The following is a 23,151-nucleotide window of genomic DNA, read 5'->3' as shown; positions in this document are numbered from 1 at the left end:
TGAGTGTGATTTTCCAGATCGTCAAGTGATAACTTTCCGGCATGGAAAGTTATTCGAGGGCCCGGAACCACCGGTCCAGCAGGAGGGCTTCCGCGCGCCGGCCGGCGGTGCGTTCGGCGGCCTCGGCGTCGACGCCCCACTGGCGTTCCTGAAAGGCCTCGTCGAGCCGGCTGAGGTCGAAGGCCGCCTCCCCCGACAGGACGCCGCGCTGGACGGCGAGGCCGAGGACGGCGGACCCCAGCAGGGGCACGGCGGTCGCCAGACCGGTCAGGGCGAAATCGTCCAGCCGCAGGGCCAGATCACGCACGCGAGCGATAGCGGCGGGATCCTGGGGCCGGTGGATGATGCCCTCGGCGGGCTCCAGATGAACGCCGAGCTCGAGCGCCGCCCAGTCGCGCCAGGGCGTCCACTCGCGGGCCTGTTCGGCCGCCAGCGAGGTCGGATGGTCAGCGAGGTAGCAGAGCAGGTCCGAGCCGGCGAAGGCGGCGATCTCTTCGGCCACCGGTTCGCGGGCCTGGCTGACCCGGTCGATGGCGGTGGAGGCCAGACGGGTGGCGGGCATGGTGGCGGGGTCGATGAACTCGCCCTGGGCGGCCCATTCCTCGGCCACGAGGCGGGCGGCGGCTCCGGTGGGGAGGAGCAGCGGGGCGTGGGCCGGGGTTTTCGGCGTGCGGCCGTCGAGGGTGACCGCCCAGCCCCCTTCCCGCTCCGCCACATCGGCCGTGGTCCAGAAGCGTTTGAGGCGCTCTTCGGACTCGCGGAAACCCTTGCGGGCGGCGACATTCGGATCGAGGGGCGGGATGTGGCTCATGAAGATCTCAGGCGGCGCGGGTCAGGTCGGCGAAGCCGTCCAGCACCACGGTCAGTTCGGAGAAGGATCGGGCGACGTGGCGGGCCCCGGCGGCCTGCTGTTCCTCGACGGTGTGGAAGCCCCAGGCGACGCCCAGCGGCAGGACTCCGGCGTTGACCGCCATGGTGATGTCGTGGGCGGTGTCGCCGATCATCACGGTTTGCGAGGGTTCGGCGTCGCAGGCGGCCATGGCGGCGTGCAGCATGGCCGGATCGGGCTTGCCGGGCCCGTCCTCGGCGCAGTGGGACGAGAGGAACAGGTCGGCCCAGCCCTGGCGGGCCAGGTTGCGGGCCACGCCGCGGCGGTTCTGGCCCGTGGCCAGGGCGAGCCGCCAGCCGTCGCGGTGCAGCCGGCGCAGGGTGGTCATGGCTTCGGGATAGAGCGGCTCCTCGTGGCCCTCGGCGTACATGCGGTTGAAGCTGGCGCGGAAGCCGGCGACGAAGCGGGCCAGGGTTGGCGCATCGAGGCCCGGCTCCAGCACCGCCATGGCGTGCTCCAGAGACAGGCCGACGATCTGGCGGACGCGGTCGTAGTCGGGCTCGGGCAGGCCGATGTCGCGCGCGGCCTCGCAGGCGGCGCGATGGATCGAGGCGCGGCTGTCGACGAGGGTGCCGTCGATGTCGAAGACGGCCAGGGGCCGGGTCATCGCACCCCTCCCCGTGCATCGGAGTAAAAGGCGATCATCTCAGCCGCTTCACCCCTTCGAACGGATCGCTCTCGTTGCCCTCGGCCTCCTCGAAGCCGAAATGGGCGAAGCCGGCGCGCATCTCGGGCGACAGCGGCGCCTCGACCACCAGCATGCCGCCGCGCGGATGCTCCAGCTCGATGCGGCGGGCGTGCAACTGCAGCTTCAGCGGGCCTGACAGCTCCTTCGATTTCTCGTCGCCATATTTCGGATCGCCGAGGATCGGATGGCCGATGCCGGCCATGTGGGCGCGCAGCTGGTGGGTCCGGCCGGTGAAGGGCCGCAGCGCCATCCAGCTGGCCCGGTGAGCCGCGCGGCTGATGGTGGCGAAGGCGGTCTCGGCGGGTTCGGCCCGCGGGTCCTTGCGGTCGGCGGGACGCATCATCTCGAAGTCGTTGATGCCGGTCTTCTTCAGCGGCATGTCGATCTGGCCGGCCGAGGGCTTGGGGTTGCCGATGACGATGGCCCAGTAGGTCTTCTTCGCCTGCCGCCGCGCGAAGGCCCCGGCCAGCCGCTTGGCCGCCTCGGGGCCCTTGCCGAGCAGCAGCACGCCGGAGGTGTCGCGGTCGAGCCGGTGGACCAGACGCGGCCGGTCCATCCCCTCCCCCCAGGCCGACAGCAGCCGGTCGACGTGGCGGCTGGTCTTGGTGCCGCCCTGGACGGCGAGGCCGTGCGGCTTGTTGATGGCGATGACCATGTCGTCCTCATAGAGGACGAGGGATTTGGCGAACTTGATGTCCTGGGCGCTGAGGGTGTGGACGTCGCCGGCCTGGCGCGAGGTGTCGTCCGGGATCGGCGGCACGCGCACGGCGGCGCCGGCGGTCAGGCGGCCTTCCGGCTTGATGCGGGCGCCGTCGACGCGGATCTGGCCGCTGCGGGCCATCTTCTGCACCTGGATGTTGGACAGGTGCGGCCAGCGCCGGCGGAACCAGCGGTCAAGACGGATGCCGTCCTCGGCCTCGGCGACATAGAGGGTCTGGACCTCGCGTTTCGGGGCGGGTTCGGACTCTTGAATGGGTTCGTCGGTCAAAGGGCGGCTCCGAAGGCGCGGCGGGCGACCATCAGGCCGATGAAGAGGGCGAGCACCGAAAGCGCCACCGAGGCGGCCACGTAACCGCCCGCCATGGCCAATTGACGGCGCTCGATCATCAGGGCGGTTTCGAGCGAGAAGGCCGAGAAGGTGGTGAAGCCGCCCAGCACGCCGACGGCGGCGAACAGGCGCAGGCTCTCGCCGTGCACGCCGCCCCGGAAGGCCAGCCATCCGGCCAGCAGGCCCATCAGCAGGCCGCCCACGACGTTGGCCGTCAGGGTCGCCCACGGCCAGGCCGTCGCCGGCAGGAGGCGGCCGAGGCCGTAGCGGGCCACGGCGCCGAGGGCGCCTCCGGCTGCGACGATCAGGAAACGGGTCATGGCGGGGCTTATAGCGGACCCGCCGGGAAAGCGAAGGCGCGCCGCCTGACCGAAACTTCACTTGCCGAGGCGCAGGGTTAACGGTGATACCTGAGGCTACAGCGCCGCTTCGCGCTGTGAGGGAAGATCATCGCCCGGCGGCGGCGTTCCGCCATACTGCCGGGTTCAAGTTTCAGGGACCGCCGAAGCGTATGTCGCAGGACGATCACACACCCGGCTCGACGCCGCTGGACGGCGGCCACGGCGGTCAGGGCCATGACGCGCGGCTGCAGGCGGCGCCGAATCCGCCGCCTCCCGGAGCGGAAGACAGCGCCCATCGGGCCGTGCCGCCGCCGACGCCGGCCTCCCGCGGCGGGCCGCTGCGGTCGGCCGACGGCATCCTGCGCCCGATCCAGGACAGCGAGTATTTCGCCGCCACGCCCGAGGCCGAGGCGATCGTCTCGTCCCACATCGACGAGTATTTCAACCAGCCGCTGGACATCTTCCCCTTCTGGGAGACCGACGCCAAGCCGGACCGGTTCCACGTCCTGTTCAGCCGTCAGATCGAGGAACGGTTTCCGGTCGACCAGGACATCCGCAGCCGGATCCACAGCTATGGCCGGCGCGTCTTCCGGGCGCTGATCGTCCACGTGACGGTCAAGCGGCTGAGCCAGGCGGGGGCGCTGGCGGCCTTCGCCGCGCTGGCGATCCTCGGGCCCGGCCTGTTCGCCGGCTGGACCGGATCGGAGACCACGGGCCTGGCTCTGGCCGCGGGCGCCATGCTGGCGGTGCTGGGTCTCTACTGGGGCCTGCAGGCGGTGCTGTTCATCCAGTACCGGTTCCAGCTGGAGAACGACTCCTACGAACTGTCGCGCGAGATCGTTCAGAGGACACGCGAGCTGCAGAACCTGTTCACCTCGGCCCGGGCCATGGCCGACCAGGCCGAGACCCAGTTCCAGCAGGACGGCAAGGGCTGGGGCCAGCGCGCCATGTATCTGACCCGGCTGACCATGTGGCTGGGCGCGCGGATGGAATACCTCGAGAAGCACGTCCAGATGGAGTTGTGGCGCGTGCGCCGCGAACGCTACTGGATGCGCTGGGCCCAGCGGCTGATGACGCCGCTGGTGCTGATCGTCGGCCTGGCCGCCCTGGCGCTGGAGCCCGCGCCGGCCACCGGCGAGGCCGGTTTCCGCGCCCTGCAGGGACTGGCCGCCTTGCTGGGCCTGCTGGTCAGCTGGCTGTCCTATTTCCGCTGGCGCACGCCGGTGGCGGCGGTCCAGGACAAGCTGGGGGTCGACGGCTGGGTCCGCTACGCCTCGCTGGACGTCGACAACGCCGTCGCCGACCAGGTGCGGCGCGACAAGGAGCGGCTGGTCGAATACCGGGCGCTGACGCGCGGCGGGCGCTGATCGCCCGCATTTGACTCTCGTCAAGGACGCCTCGGTGGCGGCGGGACAGGGTCCCGTCCGCACCGGAGGCGGCTATGGATCTGTTCGGCGAACCACGGATGCGTCGGCGCCGGGCCAGGGCGCGCCGACGCGGCCTGCTCGTCATCGCCGGCGTGGCGGTCACCGCCGCCGTCGTGACTGCCGCCCTCGTTTTCCATCAGGACATGGACGAGGCCCGCGATCACGTGTCGGTGCGCAGCCGGGTGGTCGGCAGCCCGTGGGGAGAGATTGAATACGCCGACGTCCGCCCAGGCCCGCCGGTCCTGATGATCCACGAGCGGACGGCGGCCACCTGTGGATCGGCCACGATGCTGAACTGTGGCGCACCGTCGGCGCGTTCGTGAACGGCCTCTAGCCAGCCCTGAGGCGAGGCCGCAGGGCGTCCTGAACGCCGCGGGCGTCATAGGCGTCCGGGCGGTCGGGCTTCTGGCCGTTGCCCATGACGACCTCCAGCGTGGTCGAGGTCGCCGAGGGGCCGCTGAAATTCAGGCCCACGCCCACCCCGACGCCCGAGGCCGAGTAGTTGCCGTAGCGGCCGTCGTAGCGGCTGGAGCCGTAGCCGACGCCGACGCTGGGGCGCATGCCGCCGGCGCTGTCGGGCCGTCCGTCGATCCAGCGCTGGGTGACCTCGAACCAGTCATAGCCTTGCGAGGTCGTCAGCTCGGCCGCGCGCAGCAGGGCCATGTCGGCCACGGGACCCGCTGCGCCGACGCCGTTGTAGGTGACGCGGAAGCGGTTGGATTCGATGCGCTGCTCGGCATAGCCCTGCCCGCCCGGCGAAGTCTGGGCGCCGTAGGGGGCCAAGCTGGCGCAGGCCGACAGGGCGAGCCCGGCGGCGGCGATCAGGGGCAGGGCGAAGCGGGTCATGGCGGATCTCCGGGCGTGTGTGAATTAGCGCCGGGCGGTGTCGGAGGTTCCTGTGTCCGCCAGCCGATACGGAGGCGCCTAGAGCCCCGCCGCCGCCTTGAGGGCCTCGAAATCCGCGGGCGGGGGCGCCTCCACGGTGCGGTAGCCGCCTTCGGGATGGGGAAACACCAGTTTCGCGGCGTGCAGCATCAGCCGGGGCGCGGCGCGGCCGGCGAAGGTCAGGGCTCCGCCGTAACGGGCGTCTCCCGCCAGCGGGCGGCCGAGGGAGGCCATGTGGACGCGCAGCTGGTGCATGCGGCCCGTCGCCGGGTCCAGCTCGACCAGGGCCCCGTCCTCCGTGGCCGACAGGGTGCGGTAGCGGCTGAGGGCGGGCTGGGCGCCCGGCGTGTCGGGGGCGACCGCGCGCATATAGCTTTCGCGGCCGATCTCCTGACGCAACAGCGGCTTGTCGATGACGCCGGAGGTCGGCTCCGGCGCGGCGGAGACGAGGGCCAGATAGGTCTTCCTGAACCGCCGCGCCTGCAGGGCCTTGCCGAGGAAGCCGGCCGCCGGCCTGGTCTTCGCCGCGAGGATGACGCCGGAGGTGTCGCGGTCGAGCCGGTGCACCAGATCGGGCCGTTTGCCGTTGGATCGGGCGAAGGCCCACAGCAGGTCGTCCAGGGTATGGGCCTGGATGCGGCCGCCCTGGCTGGACAGGCCGGCGGGCTTGTTGAAGGCGATCACGGCCTCGTCCTCGTGGATGATCCACGAGCGGACGGCGGCGATGTCGGCGTCGGACAGGGAAACGGGGGAACGGTCGGTCACCGCGCCTGCATAGGCGAAAGACCGACCGTCCGTCAGCCCCTCACCGCAGCACGCCCTTCCTGCCCATGGTCCAGGCGTACCAGACGAAGAAGGCGCAGATCGCGCCCTTGGCGATCAGCATCGGCCACCAGGGCCCCATGGCCTGCATCCCGTTGGACAGGCCGATGGCGTAGATCGCGCCGGCCAGCCAGCCGAGGAAGGACACAACGAAGACCGGCGTGGCCCAGCTGCGCCGGAGCAGCAGCAGGACCCCGCCGAGCAGCCCGCCCCAGACAAGGATCGCCCAGGCGCCGTGCGTCCACGCGGGCATGGCGTGGAAATACGCCATCTGCAGCTCGGTCGGGTCCATATTGGCGAGCCAGGCGTCGCCCTGCACCTGGGTCATGGCGTAGTCGAGACAGCCGAGCCCGTTCCACAGCAGGGCGACGGCCCCGACGACCGGGAGATGCCAGGGCGCCGGGGAACGGCCGCTGCTCAACGCAGGACGCCCCTCTTGCCGAGCATCCAGGCGTACCAGATGAAGAAGACGCAGGCGCCGCCGATCACGATCTGCATCGGCCACATCGGTCCCATGGCCTCCATCCCGCCTGACAGGGCGAAGGCGTAGACCGCGCCCGCCAGCCAGCCGAGGAAGGAAATCACGAAGACCGGCGTCGCCCATTTGCGGCGCAGCAACAGCAGGATGGCGCCCAGCAGCCCGCCCCATACGCCGATGGCCCAGGCCCCGTGGGTCCAGGCCGGCATGGCGTTGAAATAGGCGATCTGCGCCTCGGTCATGCCCATCTGGGCGAACCATTCGTCCTGCCGCGTCTGGGTCATCACATAGTCGATGCAGCCGAAGCCGTTCCACAGGGCCGCGAGGATCCCGACGATCCACAGGTGCCACGGCGTGCGGACGCGTTCGGCCATGCCCATGCCGCTCATGCCAGCACCCCCTGCTTGCGCATGGTCCAGGCGTACCAGGCCAGGAAGGCGGCGATCAGGGTGATGACGTACGGCATCCAAGCCATCATCGCCAATTCGGGCGGCGGCGCCGGGGCCTTGTCGATGACAGCGCCGTACAGAAGGCTGACCGCCGCGCCGAGCAGCGACAGGGCGAAGGCGTGAACGGCGAAGCGGCTCCGCATCAACAGCAGGATCGAGCCCGCCACCGCGCCCCAGACGCCGAGGACCCAGGGAACGTACATCCAGGTCGGCATGGCGTTGTAATAGGCGATCATCGCGTCGGTCATGCCCGAGGCGCGCCAGTAGGTTTCGCGCTGCGTCAGGCTCATCACGAAGTCATAGGCGCCGAAGCCGTTCCACAGCAGCGAGAGCACGCCCACCGCCCAGAGATGCCACGGAACCGCGGCTCTTGTCGTATCGGTCATCATCCCCTCCCAAGGTTGATCGATGGCGGGAGGCTAACCCCAAAACCGGCGTTACGGCAACGCTAAGCGGCGCCGTCGTCGGTCATCGACGCCCGCATCGCGGCCCAGCGGTCGAGCCGCTCCTTCACCTTGGCCTCATGCCCCTCGCCCTTCGGCGCGTAGAAGACGCGGCGCTCCATGTCGTCGGGGAAGAAGTTGGCGCCGGAGAAGCCCTCGGGGGTCGAGGGGTCGTACTGGTAGCCCTTGCCGTAACCGAGCTGTTTCATCAGCTTCGTCGGGGCGTTGCGGATATGGGCGGGCGGCATGAGCGAGCCGGTCTCGGCCGCCGCCTTCTTCGCCGCCTTGAACGCCTCGTAGACGCCCACGGACTTGGGCGCGGTGGCCAGGTGGACCACGGCCTGGGCCAGGGCCAGCTCGCCCTCGGGGCTTCCGAGGAAGTCGTAGGTGTCCTTGGCCGCGTTGGCGACCAGCAGGGACAGGGGGTCGGCCTCGCCGATGTCCTCGACCGCCATGCGCACGATGCGGCGGGCCAGATAGAGCGGATCCTCGCCGCCGTTCAGCATCCGAGCCAGCCAGTAGAGGGCGGCGTCAGGGTCTGACCCTCGCACCGATTTATGCAGCGCAGATATGAGGTTGTAGTGTTCTTCTCTGCTCTTGTCGTAAGCGGGTGCGCGCTTCTGCAGGACGCCGGCCAGGGCCTGGACGTCCAGCGGATCGCTTGAGGTCAGGTCGAACAGAACCTCGGACATGGTCAGCAGATAGCGGCCGTCGCCGTCGGCCAGGGCCAGCAACGCCTGACGCGATTCCGGAGTCAGCGGGAGCGTCATCCCCTCCTGCGCCTCGGCCCGAATCAACAGTTGATCGAGGGCCGCATCATCCAGCCGTTTCAGCACATAGACCTGCGACCGCGACAGCAGGGCGCCGTTCAGTTCGAACGACGGGTTCTCGGTCGTGGCCCCGACGAGGGTGACGATCCCCTCCTCCACGAACGGCAGGAAGCCGTCCTGCTGGGCGCGGTTGAAGCGGTGGATCTCGTCGACGAACAGCAGGGTCGACTGTCCGGCGGCGCGCCGCATGCGGGCGGCCTCGAACGCCTTCTTGAGATCGGCGACGCCGGAGAAGACGGCGCTGATCTGCTGGAACTGATAGCCCGCCGCCTGGGCCAGCAGGCGGGCGATGGTGGTCTTGCCGGTGCCGGGCGGCCCCCACAGGATCATCGACCCCAGACGCCCGGCCTCGACCATGCGCCGGATCGGCCCGCCGGGTCCCAGCAGATGATCCTGGCCCACCACCTCGTCGAGCGTGCGGGGCCTCAGACGGTCGGCCAGGGGCGCGTCGGGGGGATGGATGCCGGAGGCTTCGAACAGGTCGGTCATGGACGCTCACAGATAGGCGTTCGCGGCGCGGTTTTCACGCGTTAGTATCGACATCCGAACCGAGGAGACCGCGCCATGACCGACCCCGAAGCGCAAGGCCCCGCAGCGGGCGTCACGCCGCACCTGACCATCCCGTCGCGCGGCGGCCAGGCGGCGATCGAATTCTACACCCGCGCCTTCGGGGCCGAGGAAGTGCGGCGGCACATGGCCGACGACGGCGAGCGGCTGATGCACGCCTATCTGATGATCAACGGCGGCGCCGTCATGCTCAACGACGAATTCCCCGAGTTCAACGGCGAGCAGGACATCGTGCCCAAGGGGGTGACCATCCATCTCCAGGTCGACGACGCCGACGAATGGTGGAACCGCGCCATCCTGGCCGGGGGCGTGCCCCTGTTCCCGATCGCGGACCAGTTCTGGGGCGACCGCTACGGCCAGTTGCGCGACCCGTTCGGCCACACCTGGTCGATCGGATCGCCGCTCCGGACCTAGGCGGCCGCGTCCTGGGCCGGGGCCCGGATCAGCGGATGACGCCGCTGATTCTCTGGCCGCGACGGTTGATGGTGAGTTCGGAGCCGCGGTCGACGTCGGCAAGTTGCTGAAGCGAGGTCACGGGCCGGCCGTTGACGGTCAGGATGATGTCCCCGCCCTGCAAGCCTATGCGGCTAGCGTAGCTGCCGCGCTGAACCCTTCCGACAATCACCCCGCCGGCGAATGGATCGCCGCCAAGGCTGTCGGCCAGCGCGGGGTTGAGGACCAACACCTGGGCGCCGCTAAGAACGCCGGAGCGGACGACCGTGGCCCGGTCGACGTTGGCGTCGCCCGGCAGGGGCTGGACCCGCGCGTTCAGCGTCTCGGTCCGGCCGTCGCGCAGCACCGAAACCTGCACCGTCTCGTTCGGCTCGCGCGTCCCGATGCGGAAATTGAGGCCGCCCTGGTCGTTGATCTCGGCCCCGTCGATGGCGGTGATGACGTCGCCTTCGCTCAGCCCTGCCCGGGCGCCCGGCCCGCCCGGGTAGACCTCGGTGATGACCAGACCCTGCGGGCGCTCGAGCCCGAGACTGCGGGCCACGTCGGCGCTGACCGCCTCGCCCTTCACCCCCAGCCACGGCCGGACGACGGTGGTGGCCCCGCCGACGGCGGAATCCACGACCCGGCGCACGGCGGCGGCCGGCACGGCGAAGCCGACGCCGGACGACGAGCCCGAGCGCGAGAAGATGGCGGTGTTGATGCCGATCAGGTCGCCGTCCATGTCGACCAGGGCCCCGCCCGAATTGCCCGGATTGATGGCGGCGTCGGTCTGGATGAAGGAACCGCTGTCGCTGATGCCCGTCTCGGTCCGGTTCAGGGCCGAGATGATGCCGTTGGTGACCGTCTGGCCGACGCCGAACGGGTTGCCGATGGCCAGCACCAGATCGCCGACCTGCTGTTCCTCGCGGTCGTCGATGTTGAGCGTCGGCAGGCGCTCGTTGACGCCTTCCAGCTGCAGGACGGCGATGTCCGAGCGTTCGTCGGCGAGGACGATGCGGGCGTCGAACTCGCGCCGGTCGTTCAGCACGACCTTGATCTGCTGCATGCCGTTGATGACGTGATAGTTGGTCACCACCACGCCGTTGGGGCGGACGATGACGCCGGATCCGACCGAGCCGGTCTGGCGCTGACCGGGAATGCCGAAGAAGGGATCGCGGACCACCTGGACCCCGCGCGCCGCGATGTTGACGACGGCGGGGGCGGCCTGTCGCACGACCGGCGAGAAGCTGGCCTTCATCGCCTGGTCGCCGCCCGGCACGACCCGGTTGTCCGCGAAGACCCCGTCCTGGGCCCGGGTATCGTCGGACCGGCCGCAGGCGGCGAGCAGCAGGGCGGCGGCGATGGCGAGCGTACGCGTCTTCATGGTCATCCGGTTCAGTCAGAAAGGCACAAGCGCCGCCATTCCGCACCGGCTTTTGGACCGGATCAAGGCGTCGGCGGGGCCTCAACGGCTCCGGCGTCGCGGCGTTCCTGCCCGCGCCCCACGAGCCAGCCGATGACCGCCGCCAGCAGCAGGACGACGGCGGCCAGATAGAAGGCCAGGCCCGGCATCTGGATGACCGCGTGCTCGCCGACCGACAGCGAATAGACCCAGCCGAAGAACAGCGGCGACATCACACCGGCGATCGAGGCGACGCTCATGTTGGCGCCCTGCAGCTGGCCCTGTTCGTCCTCGCCGACGCGGCGGGTCATCAGGGCTTGCAGGGTCGGCATGGCCAGACCCCACAGGGCGTTGGGCAGCATGGCGAGGACGAACATCAGGCCGTCGGGCGCCCAGCCCATGGCCGCGATCCCGACCGTGCCGCCGACCAGACCCAGCACCATGGTCGCCCGGTCGCCCAGCCGCTTGACGACCGGCCCCACCAGACCGCCCTGCACCACCATGTCCAGCACGCCGACGAGGGCCAGCAGCAGGCCGACCTCGCGCGGGCCCCAGCCGTAACGCCAGGCGGCGTAGAGCACGAACACCGCCGAAAAGACGTGGTGGGCGAAATAGAGCAGGAAGTTCACGACGGCCAGGCCGCTGAGCTCCGGGTGGCGGCGCAGCAGGATCAGGGACCCCAACGGATTGGCCCGCTTCCAGCTGAAATCCATCCGCTTCTCGACCGGCAGGCTCTCCGGCAGAACCAGAAGGCCGTAGAGGAAGGCCAGGGTCGACAGGCCGGCGGCGAACCAGAAGGGCACGCGCGGGCCGAACCCGCCGAGGAAGCCGCCCAGCACCGGGCCCAGCACGAATCCGAACGAAAAGGCGGCGCCGATCAGGCCATAGGCCTTGGCCCGTTTCTCGGGCGCGGTGATGTCGGCCATATAGGCGTAGACCGTCGTGAAGCTGGACGAGGTGATCCCGGCGATGATCCGCCCCAGCGCCAGCCACCACAGGTCCGGCGCGACGGCCATCAACACATAGTCCAGCGCCAGCCCCGCGCAGCTGATCAGGATGACCGGGCGGCGTCCGTACTTGTCCGACAGCGAGCCGATGATCGGCGAGCAGACGAACTGCATCAGCGCCCACAGCGCCACGAAGACGCCGTTGATCACCCCGGCCCGGGCGTTGGAGCCGACGAAGTCCTCGATCAGGCGGGGCAGCACCGGGATGATGATGCCCATGGCCACGATATCGAGCACCGCCGTCACGAAGATGAAGGCGAGCGCGGCGCGGTGGGTGCGGAGGCGGTTGAGGGCTGACATGGGCGGGCTTCGTGGAGGGACGCGCCTTCTAGCCGACCCGGGCGCGCCCGTCAGCCCTGTGGTACCCTTGGGGCGGAGGCCCTCATGACCAACTTCCTTCAGGTGACGCCCTTCCTGCACGTCGCGGACCTGCAGAAGGCGCTCGACTTCTTCACGGACATCCTTGGTTTCAGCGTGCCCTTCCGGAAGGACGGATACGCCTACATCCACCGCGAGACGGTCGGGTTCCGGCTGCTTCAGGCCGAAGATGGCGAGCTCACGCCGGGCCATCGCCGCTTCGCCTACTACATCGACGTGCGCGACGTGGACGCCCTGTACGCGGAGCTGAAGCCGAAACTGGACACCCTGCCCTCCCGCGACGTCCACGGGCCGGCGGACAAGCCCTACGGCCAGAGGGAGCTGCTGGTGCTGGCGCCGGACGGCGAGCTGATCGCCTTCGGCATGGCCATGCCGCAAGCCGAGGTTGCGAAACCTTAATCCCGGGACGTCTTGCGCGAAACGACGGCGCAAGGCCAAGCTGCCGCCATGACAACCGTGATAGAAGCCCGGGGCCTGACCAAGACCTACGGAACCGTGCGCGCCCTCGACGGGCTGCACCTGACCATCCCCCGGGGCGGCGTATACGGCGTGCTGGGGCCGAACGGGGCCGGCAAGTCGACCCTGTTCCGCATCCTTCTGGGCCTGATCCGGCCGACGGAGGGCTCGGCGACGGTGATGGGCGGACCCGTGGGCCAGGTCGCCTCGATGCGCCGCATGGGCTCGATGATCGAGACCCCGCGCTTCCCGCCCTATATGACCGCGCGCCAGGTGCTGCGCTGGCTGGCGCTGGAGCACGGCGTCGGGGCCGAGGTCGATATTCCGAACTGGCTGGAGCGCGTCGGCCTGACCGAGGCGGCCGACCGCAAGGTCAAGGGCTTCTCGGTCGGCATGCTGCAGCGGCTGGGCGTCGCCGCGGCGCTGATGAGCAAGCCCGAACTGGTCATTCTGGACGAGCCGACCAGCGGCATGGATCCCCCCGGGATCCAGGAGATGCGGGCCCTGATCCGCTCCCTGGCCGACCACGACGGCGTCACCGTCGTCCTGGCCAGCCACCAGCTTCAGGAGGTGCAGCGCATCTGCGACCGCGTGGCCATCCTGCACCGGGGCCGGCTGGTGCGCGAAGGCGCGGTCAGCGAGCTGACGGCGTCCGGCGAGCAGCTGCGCCTGTCGGTGACCGCGGCGGACCGGGTCATCGCCATCCTCGGATCCCGCGGTGTGCGCGACGGGGCCGGCGTCCTGGCCAATGTGCCGCGCGCCGAAGGGCCCGCGCTGATCCGCGCCCTCGTCGAGGCGGGGATCGAGATCGACGAGGCCCGCTGGGTCGGCGCCGATCTGGAAAGCGTCTTCTTCACCGAAACAGGCTCCATCCGCGCGCCGGAGACACCCCATGCTGGCTGATGCAATCCGGGCCGAGGCCTATCGATTCTCGCTCAACCGGCTGCAGGTGTTCGTCAGCGTCGTGCTGACGCCGCTGCTGTTCGCCGTCGGCGGCGTCTTCTTCCACCTGGTCAGCAAGTCCAAGGGCGACGAGGCCGCCGGGAACATCGGCCTGACCCTCCCCCCGTCGGTCGAGCCGCTCAATCTCGCGGAGGCCTTCTCGTTCGCGGCCTCGGCCAGCGCCAACGGCGTGATACTGATCTGCATGCTGATCGGCGCGGCGACGATCTATGCGGGCGACTACCGCTGGGAGTCGTGGCGGCTGATCAGCGCGCGCAATGACCGGGTCTCGCTGATCCTCGCTAAGGTCGGGCTGGTCAAGATGCTGGCCATCGCCGTGAGCCTGCTGTTCCTGGCGGCCACCTTCGTCTTCCTGATCGCCGAGGCGGTGATCTACCAGCGCGACCTGAGCTTCGCGATGGACGGCGCCGAGGCCGGGCGCGCGGCCCTGGTCGGGCTGTTGTCCTATGTCCGCATCGTCCAGTTCACGATGATCGCCCTGCTGACGGCGGTCATGACGCGGTCGCTGCTGGCCGCCCTGTTCGTGCCCTGGGCCCTCGGCTTCGTGCAGGGAATCGCCGGCACGGCCATGCCGCTGCTGGGATGGGAGCCGCAGATGTGGTTGCCGCAGCTGCTGCTGCCCGGCTTGGCCTATGACACGCTGAAGGCGGCGGTCGCGCCCGGAGCCCTGCCCGCGCCCTATACCGACGGGACGGTGTGGCGCTCCCTCACCGGGCTCGGACTCTGGACGGTCCTGCCCCTGGTCGGGGCGCTGGCGTGGTTCAAACGGCAGGATCTGTCGAAGGAGTAGCGCTCACAACCGCTTCTCCATCCACACGTCGCAGCGCGCATACGGCGTCGGCTGCGGCGGCAGATCGACGAAGCCGAAGCGGCGGTACAGGGCGATGGCGTGGGTCTGGGCCCTGTTGGTCTCCAGATACAGGCGATGGCCGCCCGCCGCCCGCGCCGCCGCCTCGCAGGCCTCCAGCAGCCGCCAGCCGAGGTTCAGACCGCGCGCGCCATCCGCGACCGCCATCTTGCCGACCTCATAGCCGCCGTCGGCCATGGCCATCAGCGAGCAGCAGCCGACCGGTTGGCCCTCGCGCTCGGCGATGAAGACGTGGCCGCCCTTGTCGAGGATCGACCCCTGCGGATCGCCCAGCACCAGCTGGTCCTTGGGTTCGAGCGCATAGCCCCCGGCGACCAGCCAGTCCTCGTTCAGCGCGCGCCAGGCCGCGGCGTGGTCGGGTCTGTAGGAAACGATCTCAACGACGGTCGGCATGGAGCCCTCCAAGGGTCTGTCTGGGGTGCTTTCAGGCATTAAAAAGGGCGGCCGGTTCGCACCGGCCGCCCCTTTGTCGTGGCCCCAACGGCCGAAGCTTACGCCTCGTCGTCGCCCTCGATGGCGTAGACCGGGCCCGAGTCCAGGCCCTTGGCGTCGGCGTCGCGATCGACGAACTCGATCACGGCCATGGCGGCGTTGTCGCCGTGGCGATAGCCGGCCTTCATGATGCGGATGTAGCCGCCGTTGCGTTCGGCGTAGCGCGGGCCGATCGTCTCGAACAGCTTGCCGACCTGCGGAACGTCACGGACCTGGCTGATGGCCTGACGGCGTGCGTGCAGGTCGCCCTTCTTGGCGAGCGTGACCAGCTTCTCGACGAAGGGACGCAGTTCCTTCGCCTTGGGAAGCGTGGTCGTGATCTGCTCGTGCTTGATCAGCGACGCAGCCATGTTGGCGAACATGGCGGTCCGGTGTGCGCTCGTACGACCGAGCTTGCGATAGGCGGCGCCGTGGCGCATCGGGGTCTCTCCTACTCAACCCTGGTATCCGGCTCGCGGACCTGGGGCTTTCTCATTCTAACCGCTCCGCGATCCGGGTGGATCAAGGGCGGAGGGTTGAAACTAGATCTGGTCGTCGAACTTCTTGGCCAGATCCTCGATGTTTTCAGGCGGCCAGTTCGGCACATCCATGCCGAGGCTGAGCCCCATCGTCATCAGGACTTCCTTGATCTCGTTCAGCGACTTGCGGCCGAAGTTCGGGGTGCGAAGCATTTCGCCCTCGGTCTTCTGGATCAGGTCGCCGATGTAGACGATGTTGTCGTTCTTCAGGCAGTTGGCCGAACGCACCGACAGTTCCAGCTCGTCCACCTTCTTCAGCAGGGCCGGGTTGAAGGGCAGGTCGGGCTTGCCGTCCGCGGCTTCCACGGCCTTCTTCGGCTCGTCGAAGGTGATGAAGATCTGCAGCTGGTCCTGGAGGATGCGCGAGGCGTAGGCCACGGCGTCCACCGGCGAGACCGCGCCGTTCGTCTCGACCTCGAGGATCAGCTTGTCATAGTCCAGCGACTGGCCCTGACGGGTCGGCTCGACGCGATAGGCGACGCGCTTGACCGGCGAATACAGGGCGTCGACGGCGATCAGGCCGATCGGGGCGTCTTCCGGACGGTTCAGCTCGGAGGCGACATAGCCCTTGCCGTTCTGGACGGTCAGTTCCATGCGCACCGAAGCGCCCTCGTCCAGCGTGCAGATCACGTGGTCGGGGTTCAGCACCTCGATGTCCGCGGGGACGTCGATCTGGCCGGCCGTGACGGCGCCGGGGCCCGTGGCGCGCAGGGTCATGCGCTTGGGGCCTTCGGCGTGCATGCGCAGCGCCAGTTGCTTGATGTTCAGAACGATGTCGACCACGTCCTCGCGCACGCCTTCCAGCGACGAGAATTCATGGACCACGCCGTCGATCTGGATCGCGGTCACGGCGGCGCCTTGCAGCGACGACAGGAGAACGCGGCGCAGGGCGTTGCCGAGCGTCACGCCGAAGCCGCGTTCCAGGGGCTCTGCAACCAGGCGCGACTTGCGCTGCGGGTCGGAGCTCGCCTCGATCTGCGGCTTCTCGGGACGGATCAGCTCTTGCCAGTTACGTTCGATCATGGGTGTCCCTCGAAAACGGAGTTCGCCGGTCCCTCGCCCCTCGTCAGGCGCGCCAGGACCGGCGGAGATAGGTAGTCGGTCTTGGTTCGCTTTAGACGCGGCGGCGCTTGGGCGGACGGCAACCGTTGTGCGGCATCGGCGTGACGTCGCGGATGGTGGTGATGGTCAGGCCGACCGACTGCAGGGCGCGCAGGGCCGACTCGCGGCCGGAGCCGGGACCCGAAACGTTGACTTCCAGCGTCTTGACGCCGTGTTCCTGGGCCTTCTTGCCCGCGTCCTCGGCGGCCATCTGGGCGGCGTAAGGGGTCGATTTGCGCGAACCCTTGAAGCCCATGTGTCCGGCCGACGACCACGAGATCGCGTTGCCCTGGGCATCGGTGATCGTGATCATGGTGTTGTTGAAGGACGCATTCACGTGGGCGACGCCCGAGGTGATGTTCTTGCGCTCGCGCTTCTTTACGCGACCCGGTTCCTTGGCCATGTGTCTGTCTTACTTCTTCTTGCCGGCGATCGGCTTGGCGGGACCCTTGCGGGTGCGGGCGTTGGTGTGGGTGCGCTGGCCGCGGACCGGAAGGCCCTTGCGGTGACGCAGGCCGCGGTAGCAGGCCAGGTCCATCAGACGCTTGATGTTCATCGACGTCTCGCGGCGCAGGTCGCCCTCGACGGTGTGATCGCGGTCGATGGTCTCGCGGATCTGCAGCACCTCGGCGTCGGTCAGCTGGTTCACCCGGCGAGCGGGCTCGATGCCGACCTTGGTCGTGATTTCCTTGGCGGCGTGGGCGCCGATGCCATGGATGTACTGCAGCGCGATCTCTACGCGCTTGTTGGTCGGGATGTTGACACCAGCGATACGGGCCACGAAGCTCTCCAGATACGCGTTGACGGACGCAACAAACGCTCCGGTCAACAGACCAGGAGCGCCGACGTCCTTCGCGGAAGCGCGCCTTATACAGGGGATTCCCGTCGCGTCAACGCCTGACGCGGTTTCGGAAGGGCCCGTCAGCGCCCGAACTGGACGAAGACGGTGACGCGCTGGCCCTCGACGGGCCGCCCCGAGGCGCTCATCGGCGGCCGGAAGCGGAAATAGGCCTCCGCCACCGTCACGGCGGCGGCGCCGTAGTTCAGCCCCGGCGGCGTCTCGTTGACCACGCGGCAGTCGTCCAGCCGTTCGTCCAGGCGGATGACGCAATTGACCGACCCCCGCCCCGGGCGGCGGCCGCGGGGTACGACGCTGAAGATTTCGGCCTGGGACGCGCCGCGGACGAACCGGGGGCCGATGCCGCCCGATCCCGATCCTTCGCCGTCCCCGTCGCCGGTTCCCGTGCCATTGCCCGTGCCGCCCTGCCCCATTCCGGGCGTCGGGCTGGCGACCGGGGCCGCGCCGACCACCAGCGTGGGTTCGGGCGCCGGTCGCGGCGGCGCGGGCAGTTCACGCGGCTTGTCTGCCGGCTTGGGCGTGACGTGGACGCGGGACGGCGCGGCCGGCTTGCCGCCGCCCGGATCGGGCGTGGGCTGCAGCGGCGGCGGCGGCGGAGGGGGCGGCGGCGTCGGGCGGAACAGCACCACGTTTATGGGCGGCGCCGGCGGCAGCATCGGAATATCGGCCTGGGTGCGCGCGATCACTGCGAACACCAGCAGGTGCGCCGCCGAAACGCCCACGACGACGCCGGCCGTGCGCAGGCGCTTTTTCGTCAGATATGGAGGTTGGATCCGCACGCTCTCGTCCTATCACTCGGACATGAACGCGTGACGCGACAAAAGGTCAGGCGTTGTTCAGCTAGCGGCGCCGTCCAGCGCCGCGTCGATGGCCCTGGCCACCTCGGCGATCGCGCCCATGCCGTCGATCTCGGTCAGCAGGCCCTTGTCGGCATAGTAGGGCAGCAGCGGCGCGGTGTTGCGGTTGTAGGCGTCCAGCCGGACCTTGAAGCTCTCGGGATTGTCGTCGGGACGCCCCTGATCGGCGAAGCGGACCGCGACCCGCTCCAGCAGGGCCGCGTCGTCGACCTTGAGCCGGACGACCCGGTCGATCTGCTTGCCCAGCTTGGCCAGCATGGCGTCCAGCGCCTGGGCCTGGGCCACGGTGCGGGGGAAGCCGTCGAAGATGGCTCCGCCGGCGTCCTCGGCCTCCTTCAGCCGGGCCTCGATCAGGGCGATGACGATGGCGTCGGACACCAGGTCGCCGCGCGACATGATGGCCTTGCACTCGAGACCCAGCTCGGAGCCCGAGGCGATGGCTTCACGCAGCATGTCGCCGGTCGACAGCTGGACCATGCCGCGGGACTCGACCAGCCGCTTGGCCTGCGTTCCCTTGCCCGCCGCGGGCGGTCCGAACAGGATCAGGTTCATCGCCGCCCCTCCCCCGAAGGTTCTAGCGCCGGGCCGGGGCGGTGACGCCCTTGCCCGCAATCTTGCCGCGTCCGCGCAGCTTGGCCTTCTTGATCAGGCCTTCGTACTGGTGAGCCAGCAGCTGCGACTGGATCTGCGCCACCGTGTCCATGGTCACCGAGACCACGATCAGGATGGAGGTGCCGCCGAAGGCCAGGCCCGAGCCGAAGTTGGCGATGACCATTTCCGGCAGCAGGCAGACGGCGGTGATGTAGGCGGCGCCGATCACGGTCAGGCGGGTCAGGACATAGTCCAGATATTCCGCCGTGCGCTTGCCCGGGCGGATGCCCGGCAGGAAGCCGCCGTATTTGCGCAGGTTCTCGGCCGTGTCCTCGGGGTTGAAGGTGATCGAGGTGTAGAAGAAGCAGAAGAAGACGATCAGCGCGCCGTACAGCAGCATGAAGACCGGCTGGCCGTGCTGCATCTGGGCGGTGACCAGCGGCAGCCAGCCCATCCACGACGGCAGGTTCGCATTGGCGGTCATCTGCGCCACCGTGGTCGGCAGCATCAGCAGCGACGAGGCGAAGATCGGCGGGATGACGCCGGCTGTGTTGACCTTCAGCGGCAGGAACGAGCGCTCGCCCCCGGCCATGCGGTTGCCTTCCTGGCGCTTGGGATACTGGATCAGCAACCGGCGCTGGGCCCGCTCCATGAAGACGATGAAGACCACGACGCCGATCATCATGGCGGCGATGAACAGCAGGGTGAAGGCGGACATCTGGCCCTGCTGGGCCAGGCCGAACAGACGGGCGATCGTGCCCGGCAGAACGGCGACGATGCCGGCGAAGATGATCAGCGAGATGCCGTTGCCGACGCCGCGCGCGGTGACCTGCTCACCCAGCCACATCAGGAACATGGTCCCGCCGGTCAGGGTGGTGATGGTCGAGACGATGAAGAACAGGCCGGGGCTGTCGATCAGGCCGGGCTGGGCGTTCAGGCCGATGGCGATGCCGGTCGACTGGAACAGGGCCAGGACCACGGTCAGATAGCGGGTGTACTGGTTCAGCTGCTTGCGGCCGCTCTCGCCGCCTTCCTTCCGCAGCTTCTCCCACGGCGGATACACAGCGCCCATCAGCTGGACGATGATCGAGGCCGAGATGTAGGGCATGACGTTCAGGGCGAACACGGCCATGCGCTCGACGGCGCCGCCGGAGAACATGTTGAACATGTCCAGGATGCCGCGCTGGCCATCCGGGTTCTGGAAGAACTGCAGGAAGGCTTCGGAGTTGATGCCCGGGATCGGCACATAGGTGCCGATGCGGTAGACCAGCAGGGCCAGGATCGTGAACAGCAGACGCTTGTGAAGCTCGGTCGCTTTCGCGAACGAGCCCATGTTCATGTTTGCTGCGAGTTGTTCGGCGGCCGAAGCCATGTGTCGTCACCCCGACTGATCAGAAGGCGGCGCATCGGACAGGAATCCGGCGCCAGCGTCCAGATAGGCGAAGGGCGCCCTCTTAGCGAGAGCGCCCCTCAAGCTTATTTTGCAGTGCGAGCCGCGGTGCGGGTCGTACGGGCCGAGATCTTGTTGGCGTCGCCGCGCGGCGCCTTGGCGGCCGGAGCCTTGCCCTTGGCGGCGTTGCGCTTCTCGACGCGCGCGGCGGCCTTGGCTTCAGCGGCGATGCGCTCCTGGACGACGGTGCCGCCGGCGGCCTCGATGGCCTTGACGGCGCCGGCCGAGGCCGACCAGACGACCAGGTTCAGCTTGGACTTGATCTCGCCGGTGCCCAGGATTCGGACGCCGTCCTTGACGCGACGGATCACGCCGGCGGCGACCAGGGCGTCGCCCTTGATCTCGCCCTTGATGTCCAGCTTCTTGGCGTCGATGGCGTCCTGCAGGCGCCACAGGTTCACTTCGGCCAGCTTCAGCGCGCCGGGATTATTGAAGCCGCGCTTGGGCATCCGCATGTACAGCGGCATCTGGCCGCCTTCGAAGCCGCCGATGGCGACGCCCGAACGGGACTTCTGGCCCTTGACGCCGCGGCCTGCGGTCTTGCCCTTGCCCGAACCCGGGCCGCGGCCGACGCGCATGCGCTTCTTGTGGGCGCCTTCGTTGTCGCGAATTTCGTTCAGTTTCATGTGCCTGATCCTTTCGGGTGCTAGCGCCCGGGTCAGACCCGGACTCGGCGTTGAAATAATTGAAGGGCCGCTTCTAGGCGGCCCCCTTCAGCATCGCAAGACACGAGACGCCCTCCCCCCGGTCAGGGAGAGGGCGAAACGGCTTACTTCTCGACGATCTCGGTCAGGTGGGCGACCTTGGCGATCATCCCGCGGACCGAGGGGGTGTCTTCCAGCGTGGACTCGCGGCCCATGCGGTTGAGACCCAGACCCATCAGGGTGGCGCGCTGGTCCGACTTGCGGCGGATCGGGCTGCCCGTCTGGCGGATGGTGACGGTGGTCTTGGTTTCAGTCTTGGCCATGGTCTCAGGCTTCCTGGGCTTCAGGCGCCGCTTCCGGAGCCGAGGCGCCGTCGTTGCGGCGGCCCATCAGATCGGCGACCTTCTTGCCGCGCTTGGACGCGACCTGACGGGGCGACGACTGGACCTTGAGGGCCTCGAACGTGGCGCGGATCATGTTGTAGGGGTTCGACGAACCGGTCGACTTGCCGACGACGTCCTGGACGCCGAGGGTTTCGAGCACGGCGCGCATCGGACCGCCCGCGATGACGCCGGTCCCGGGAGGGGCGGCGCGCATCATGATCTTGCCGGCGCCCCAACGGCCGTTGCCGTCGTGGTGCAGGGTGCGGTTCTCGCGCAGCGGAACGCGGATCATGGTCTTCTTGGCTTCTTCGGTCGCCTTGCGGATGGCTTCCGGCACTTCGCGCGCCTTGCCGTGACCGAAGCCGACGCGGCCCTTGCCGTCGCCGACGACCATCAGGGCCGCGAACGAGAACCGGCGGCCGCCTTTGACGGTGGCGGCGACACGGTTGATGTGCACCAGCTTCTCGACGATGTCCGAATCCGGACCGTCGGCCTGGGGAGCGTTGCGGTTGTCACGACGGTTGCGATCGTTGCCGCCGCCGCCACGTTGGGGAGTTTGCGCCATCTGTCGCGTCCTTAGAAGTTCAGGCCGGCTTCACGCGCGGCATCAGCCAGCGCCTTCACCCGTCCGTGATAGATGTAGCCGCCGCGATCGAAGACGACATCCTTGATGCCCTTCTCGAGGGCGCGTTCGGCGACCAGCTTGCCGATCAGAGCGGCGGCCGCGACGTCCGAACCCTTGGCCTTCTTGCCCTTCTCGCCTTCCAGCGAGGAGGCCGAGGCGATCGTGACGCCGTTCAGGTCGTCGATGATCTGGGCCGAGATGTTCTTGTCCGAACGGTGCACCGACAGGCGCAGACGGCCGTTGGCGACAGCCTTCAGGCGGCGGCGGGTGCGCTCCGTACGGCGCTGGGCTTGTTGTCGAAGAGAGAGAGCCATGACTTACTTCTTCTTGCCTTCCTTGCGCCGGACCTTTTCGCCCGTGTAGCGGACGCCCTTGCCCTTGTAGGGCTCCGGCGGACGCAGCTTGCGGATGACGGCGGCGATCTGACCGACGGCCTGCTTGTCGGCGCCGGTGATCTTGATTTCCGTCTGCTTGGGCACCGCGAAGGTGACGCCGGCGGGCGGTTCGATGTTGACGTCGTGCGAGAAGCCGAGCTGCAGCGACAGGGCGTTGCCCTTCATCGCGGCGCGGTAACCGACGCCGACCAGATCCAGGCTCTTTTCAAAGCCCGTGGTGACGCCGACGACCATGTTGTCGACCAGGGTGCGGGACAGGCCCCACATGGCGCGCGAACGCTGGTTGTCCTCGCGGATGGCCAGGTTCAGGCCGTCGTCGCCCTGGGTGACTTCGATCTCGTCGGCGACGGTCCAGGAGCGTTCGCCCTTGGGACCCTTCACTGTGACGGTCTGGCCGTCGAGCGTGACAGTCACGCCCTTCGGCACTTCAACGGTGCGTTTTCCGATACGGGACATCTTAGTAGACCCTGCAGAGGACTTCGCCGCCCACCTTGGCTTCGCGAGCCGCGGTGTCCGACATGACGCCCTTGGACGTGGAGAGGATCGAGATGCCGAGGCCGTTCTTGATCGGCTTCAGGTCGGAGATCGCGGAGTAGACGCGGCGGCCCGGCTTGGACACGCGGGCGATCTCGGCGATGACCGGCTGGCCGTCGAAGTATTTGAGCTCGATCTCGAACTGCGGGAACTCGCCGGGGTTCTGAACCAGCGAATAGCCGCGGATGTAGCCCTCGTCCTGCAGCACGTCGAGGACGCGCTGGCGCAGGCGGGAAGCCGGGGTGAGCACCTTGGAACGTTTGCGCATGTGCGCGTTCCGGATGCGGGCGATCATGTCGCTCAGGGGATCGTTGATCATCATGTCTGTC

At 68.8% G+C, this 23,151-nt stretch carries 32 protein-coding genes; 6 read left to right on the top strand and 26 right to left on the bottom strand.

Annotation, left to right across the window (positions count from 1 at the left end; genetic code table 11):
- Positions 1-49: 49 nt before the first annotated feature.
- Genes ASD59_RS12620 through crcB form a run of 4 tightly spaced genes read right to left on the bottom strand, consistent with a single transcriptional unit; the run spans position 50 to position 2,945 of the window.
- Positions 50-811 (bottom strand): ATP12 family chaperone protein, encoded by a 762-nt coding sequence (locus tag ASD59_RS12620; RefSeq protein WP_055832219.1) that lies wholly within the window; start codon positions 809-811, stop codon positions 50-52.
- 7 nt (positions 812-818) lie between these two features.
- Positions 819-1,496 (bottom strand): HAD-IA family hydrolase, encoded by a 678-nt coding sequence (locus ASD59_RS12615; protein ID WP_055832217.1) that lies wholly within the window; start codon positions 1,494-1,496, stop codon positions 819-821.
- Between the two features lie 34 nt (positions 1,497-1,530).
- Complete coding sequence (locus ASD59_RS12610; RefSeq protein ID WP_055832215.1) at positions 1,531-2,565, bottom strand: RluA family pseudouridine synthase; 1,035 nt, start codon at positions 2,563-2,565, stop codon at positions 1,531-1,533.
- Positions 2,562-2,945, bottom strand: coding sequence for a fluoride efflux transporter CrcB (gene crcB, locus ASD59_RS12605; protein WP_055832213.1), 384 nt, complete (start codon positions 2,943-2,945; stop codon positions 2,562-2,564). The genes ASD59_RS12610 and crcB overlap by 4 nt, the downstream gene beginning before the upstream one ends.
- Before the next feature lie 191 nt (positions 2,946-3,136).
- Between crcB and ASD59_RS12600 the strand changes: the two genes are divergently transcribed.
- Both ASD59_RS12600 and ASD59_RS12595 read left to right on the top strand, forming a co-directional pair.
- A complete protein-coding gene (locus ASD59_RS12600) occupies positions 3,137-4,333 on the top strand; it encodes a hypothetical protein (protein ID WP_200943665.1) in 1,197 nt (398 codons plus the stop codon).
- A 74-nt stretch (positions 4,334-4,407) separates the two neighbouring features.
- Positions 4,408-4,716, top strand: coding sequence for a hypothetical protein (locus tag ASD59_RS12595; RefSeq protein WP_055832211.1), 309 nt, complete (start codon positions 4,408-4,410; stop codon positions 4,714-4,716).
- Between the two features lie 7 nt (positions 4,717-4,723).
- Here the strand turns inward: ASD59_RS12595 and ASD59_RS12590 are convergent, their stop codons facing one another.
- The 6 genes from ASD59_RS12590 to ASD59_RS12565 all read right to left on the bottom strand — a co-directional run bounded on the left by ASD59_RS12590 (position 4,724) and on the right by ASD59_RS12565 (position 8,789).
- Positions 4,724-5,239: a CC0125/CC1285 family lipoprotein gene (locus ASD59_RS12590; protein WP_055832209.1), complete on the bottom strand. Its 516-nt coding sequence runs from the start codon at positions 5,237-5,239 to the stop codon at positions 4,724-4,726.
- A gap of 78 nt (positions 5,240-5,317) precedes the next feature.
- Positions 5,318-6,043 (bottom strand): RluA family pseudouridine synthase, encoded by a 726-nt coding sequence (locus ASD59_RS12585; protein WP_055832206.1) that lies wholly within the window; start codon positions 6,041-6,043, stop codon positions 5,318-5,320.
- Positions 6,044-6,083: 40 nt separating this feature from the next.
- Positions 6,084-6,521, bottom strand: coding sequence for a hypothetical protein (locus tag ASD59_RS12580; RefSeq protein WP_055832204.1), 438 nt, complete (start codon positions 6,519-6,521; stop codon positions 6,084-6,086).
- Positions 6,518-6,967, bottom strand: a complete 450-nt coding sequence (locus tag ASD59_RS12575) for a hypothetical protein (RefSeq protein WP_055832202.1) — start codon at positions 6,965-6,967, stop codon at positions 6,518-6,520. Before ASD59_RS12575 ends, ASD59_RS12580 begins: the two co-directional genes overlap by 4 nt.
- Positions 6,964-7,413: a hypothetical protein gene (locus ASD59_RS12570; RefSeq protein ID WP_156377028.1), complete on the bottom strand. Its 450-nt coding sequence runs from the start codon at positions 7,411-7,413 to the stop codon at positions 6,964-6,966. The genes ASD59_RS12575 and ASD59_RS12570 overlap by 4 nt, the downstream gene beginning before the upstream one ends.
- A gap of 62 nt (positions 7,414-7,475) precedes the next feature.
- Positions 7,476-8,789, bottom strand: a complete 1,314-nt coding sequence (locus tag ASD59_RS12565; protein WP_055832198.1) for a replication-associated recombination protein A — start codon at positions 8,787-8,789, stop codon at positions 7,476-7,478.
- 75 nt (positions 8,790-8,864) lie between these two features.
- On the opposite strand from ASD59_RS12565, the gene ASD59_RS12560 reads away from it, so the two are divergent.
- Complete coding sequence (locus ASD59_RS12560) at positions 8,865-9,281, top strand: VOC family protein (protein ID WP_055832196.1); 417 nt, start codon at positions 8,865-8,867, stop codon at positions 9,279-9,281.
- Between the two features lie 28 nt (positions 9,282-9,309).
- Here ASD59_RS12560 and ASD59_RS12555 read toward each other — a convergent pair whose 3' ends face one another.
- Entirely contained in the window at positions 9,310-10,683 is a 1,374-nt protein-coding gene (locus tag ASD59_RS12555; protein ID WP_055832322.1) for a trypsin-like peptidase domain-containing protein, read from the bottom strand.
- A gap of 62 nt (positions 10,684-10,745) precedes the next feature.
- The gene (locus tag ASD59_RS12550) at positions 10,746-12,008 is read right to left on the bottom strand and encodes a TCR/Tet family MFS transporter (protein ID WP_055832193.1); all 1,263 of its coding nucleotides are present in this window, start codon (positions 12,006-12,008) and stop codon (positions 10,746-10,748) included.
- Between the two features lie 84 nt (positions 12,009-12,092).
- Between ASD59_RS12550 and ASD59_RS12545 the strand changes: the two genes are divergently transcribed.
- The 3 genes from ASD59_RS12545 to ASD59_RS12535 are packed head-to-tail and all read left to right on the top strand — an operon-like array spanning position 12,093 to position 14,295.
- Positions 12,093-12,485, top strand: a complete 393-nt coding sequence (locus ASD59_RS12545; RefSeq protein WP_055832191.1) for a bleomycin resistance protein — start codon at positions 12,093-12,095, stop codon at positions 12,483-12,485.
- Positions 12,486-12,533: 48 nt separating this feature from the next.
- Positions 12,534-13,445: an ABC transporter ATP-binding protein gene (locus ASD59_RS12540; RefSeq protein ID WP_055832189.1), complete on the top strand. Its 912-nt coding sequence runs from the start codon at positions 12,534-12,536 to the stop codon at positions 13,443-13,445.
- Positions 13,435-14,295 (top strand): hypothetical protein, encoded by an 861-nt coding sequence (locus ASD59_RS12535; RefSeq protein WP_055832188.1) that lies wholly within the window; start codon positions 13,435-13,437, stop codon positions 14,293-14,295. The genes ASD59_RS12540 and ASD59_RS12535 overlap by 11 nt, the downstream gene beginning before the upstream one ends.
- A 3-nt stretch (positions 14,296-14,298) precedes the next feature.
- Here the strand turns inward: ASD59_RS12535 and ASD59_RS12530 are convergent, their stop codons facing one another.
- The 14 genes from ASD59_RS12530 to rpsH form a co-directional block, all read right to left on the bottom strand.
- Positions 14,299-14,766, bottom strand: a complete 468-nt coding sequence (locus ASD59_RS12530; RefSeq protein WP_055832185.1) for a GNAT family N-acetyltransferase — start codon at positions 14,764-14,766, stop codon at positions 14,299-14,301.
- 98 nt (positions 14,767-14,864) lie between these two features.
- Complete coding sequence (rplQ, locus tag ASD59_RS12525; RefSeq protein ID WP_055832183.1) at positions 14,865-15,284, bottom strand: 50S ribosomal protein L17; 420 nt, start codon at positions 15,282-15,284, stop codon at positions 14,865-14,867.
- A gap of 102 nt (positions 15,285-15,386) precedes the next feature.
- Entirely contained in the window at positions 15,387-16,406 is a 1,020-nt protein-coding gene (locus ASD59_RS12520; RefSeq protein ID WP_055832180.1) for a DNA-directed RNA polymerase subunit alpha, read from the bottom strand.
- 91 nt (positions 16,407-16,497) lie between these two features.
- Positions 16,498-16,887: a 30S ribosomal protein S11 gene (gene rpsK, locus ASD59_RS12515; protein WP_013268944.1), complete on the bottom strand. Its 390-nt coding sequence runs from the start codon at positions 16,885-16,887 to the stop codon at positions 16,498-16,500.
- Between the two features lie 9 nt (positions 16,888-16,896).
- On the bottom strand, positions 16,897-17,265 hold the full coding sequence (gene rpsM, locus ASD59_RS12510; RefSeq protein ID WP_055832177.1) for a 30S ribosomal protein S13: 369 nt from the start codon (positions 17,263-17,265) through the stop codon (positions 16,897-16,899).
- A gap of 140 nt (positions 17,266-17,405) precedes the next feature.
- Positions 17,406-18,122, bottom strand: coding sequence for a hypothetical protein (locus ASD59_RS12505; protein ID WP_055832175.1), 717 nt, complete (start codon positions 18,120-18,122; stop codon positions 17,406-17,408).
- Positions 18,123-18,179: 57 nt separating this feature from the next.
- Positions 18,180-18,752, bottom strand: coding sequence for an adenylate kinase (locus ASD59_RS12500; protein WP_055832173.1), 573 nt, complete (start codon positions 18,750-18,752; stop codon positions 18,180-18,182).
- 22 nt (positions 18,753-18,774) lie between these two features.
- On the bottom strand, positions 18,775-20,163 hold the full coding sequence (gene secY, locus ASD59_RS12495) for a preprotein translocase subunit SecY (RefSeq protein WP_055832171.1): 1,389 nt from the start codon (positions 20,161-20,163) through the stop codon (positions 18,775-18,777).
- A gap of 104 nt (positions 20,164-20,267) precedes the next feature.
- Positions 20,268-20,867 carry a 50S ribosomal protein L15 gene (rplO, locus tag ASD59_RS12490; protein WP_055832169.1) on the bottom strand — a complete coding sequence of 200 codons (600 nt, stop codon included), beginning with the start codon at positions 20,865-20,867 and terminating at the stop codon, positions 20,268-20,270.
- A 143-nt stretch (positions 20,868-21,010) separates the two neighbouring features.
- Entirely contained in the window at positions 21,011-21,208 is a 198-nt protein-coding gene (gene rpmD / locus ASD59_RS12485; protein WP_055832167.1) for a 50S ribosomal protein L30, read from the bottom strand.
- Between the two features lie 4 nt (positions 21,209-21,212).
- A complete protein-coding gene (gene rpsE, locus ASD59_RS12480) occupies positions 21,213-21,833 on the bottom strand; it encodes a 30S ribosomal protein S5 (protein WP_055832165.1) in 621 nt (206 codons plus the stop codon).
- An 11-nt stretch (positions 21,834-21,844) separates the two neighbouring features.
- Entirely contained in the window at positions 21,845-22,207 is a 363-nt protein-coding gene (gene rplR / locus ASD59_RS12475) for a 50S ribosomal protein L18 (protein WP_055832163.1), read from the bottom strand.
- A gap of 3 nt (positions 22,208-22,210) precedes the next feature.
- Positions 22,211-22,744 carry a 50S ribosomal protein L6 gene (gene rplF, locus ASD59_RS12470; protein WP_055832161.1) on the bottom strand — a complete coding sequence of 178 codons (534 nt, stop codon included), beginning with the start codon at positions 22,742-22,744 and terminating at the stop codon, positions 22,211-22,213.
- Position 22,745: 1 nt separating this feature from the next.
- Positions 22,746-23,144: a 30S ribosomal protein S8 gene (rpsH, locus tag ASD59_RS12465; RefSeq protein WP_055832159.1), complete on the bottom strand. Its 399-nt coding sequence runs from the start codon at positions 23,142-23,144 to the stop codon at positions 22,746-22,748.
- Positions 23,145-23,151 lie beyond the last annotated feature (7 nt).

This window comes from Brevundimonas sp. Root608 (assembly GCF_001427825.1).
In the GTDB taxonomy this organism is placed as follows: Bacteria; Pseudomonadota; Alphaproteobacteria; order Caulobacterales; family Caulobacteraceae; genus Brevundimonas.
Note: the sequence above shows the minus strand (reverse complement) of the source record. Positions and strands in the feature narration are given on the sequence as shown.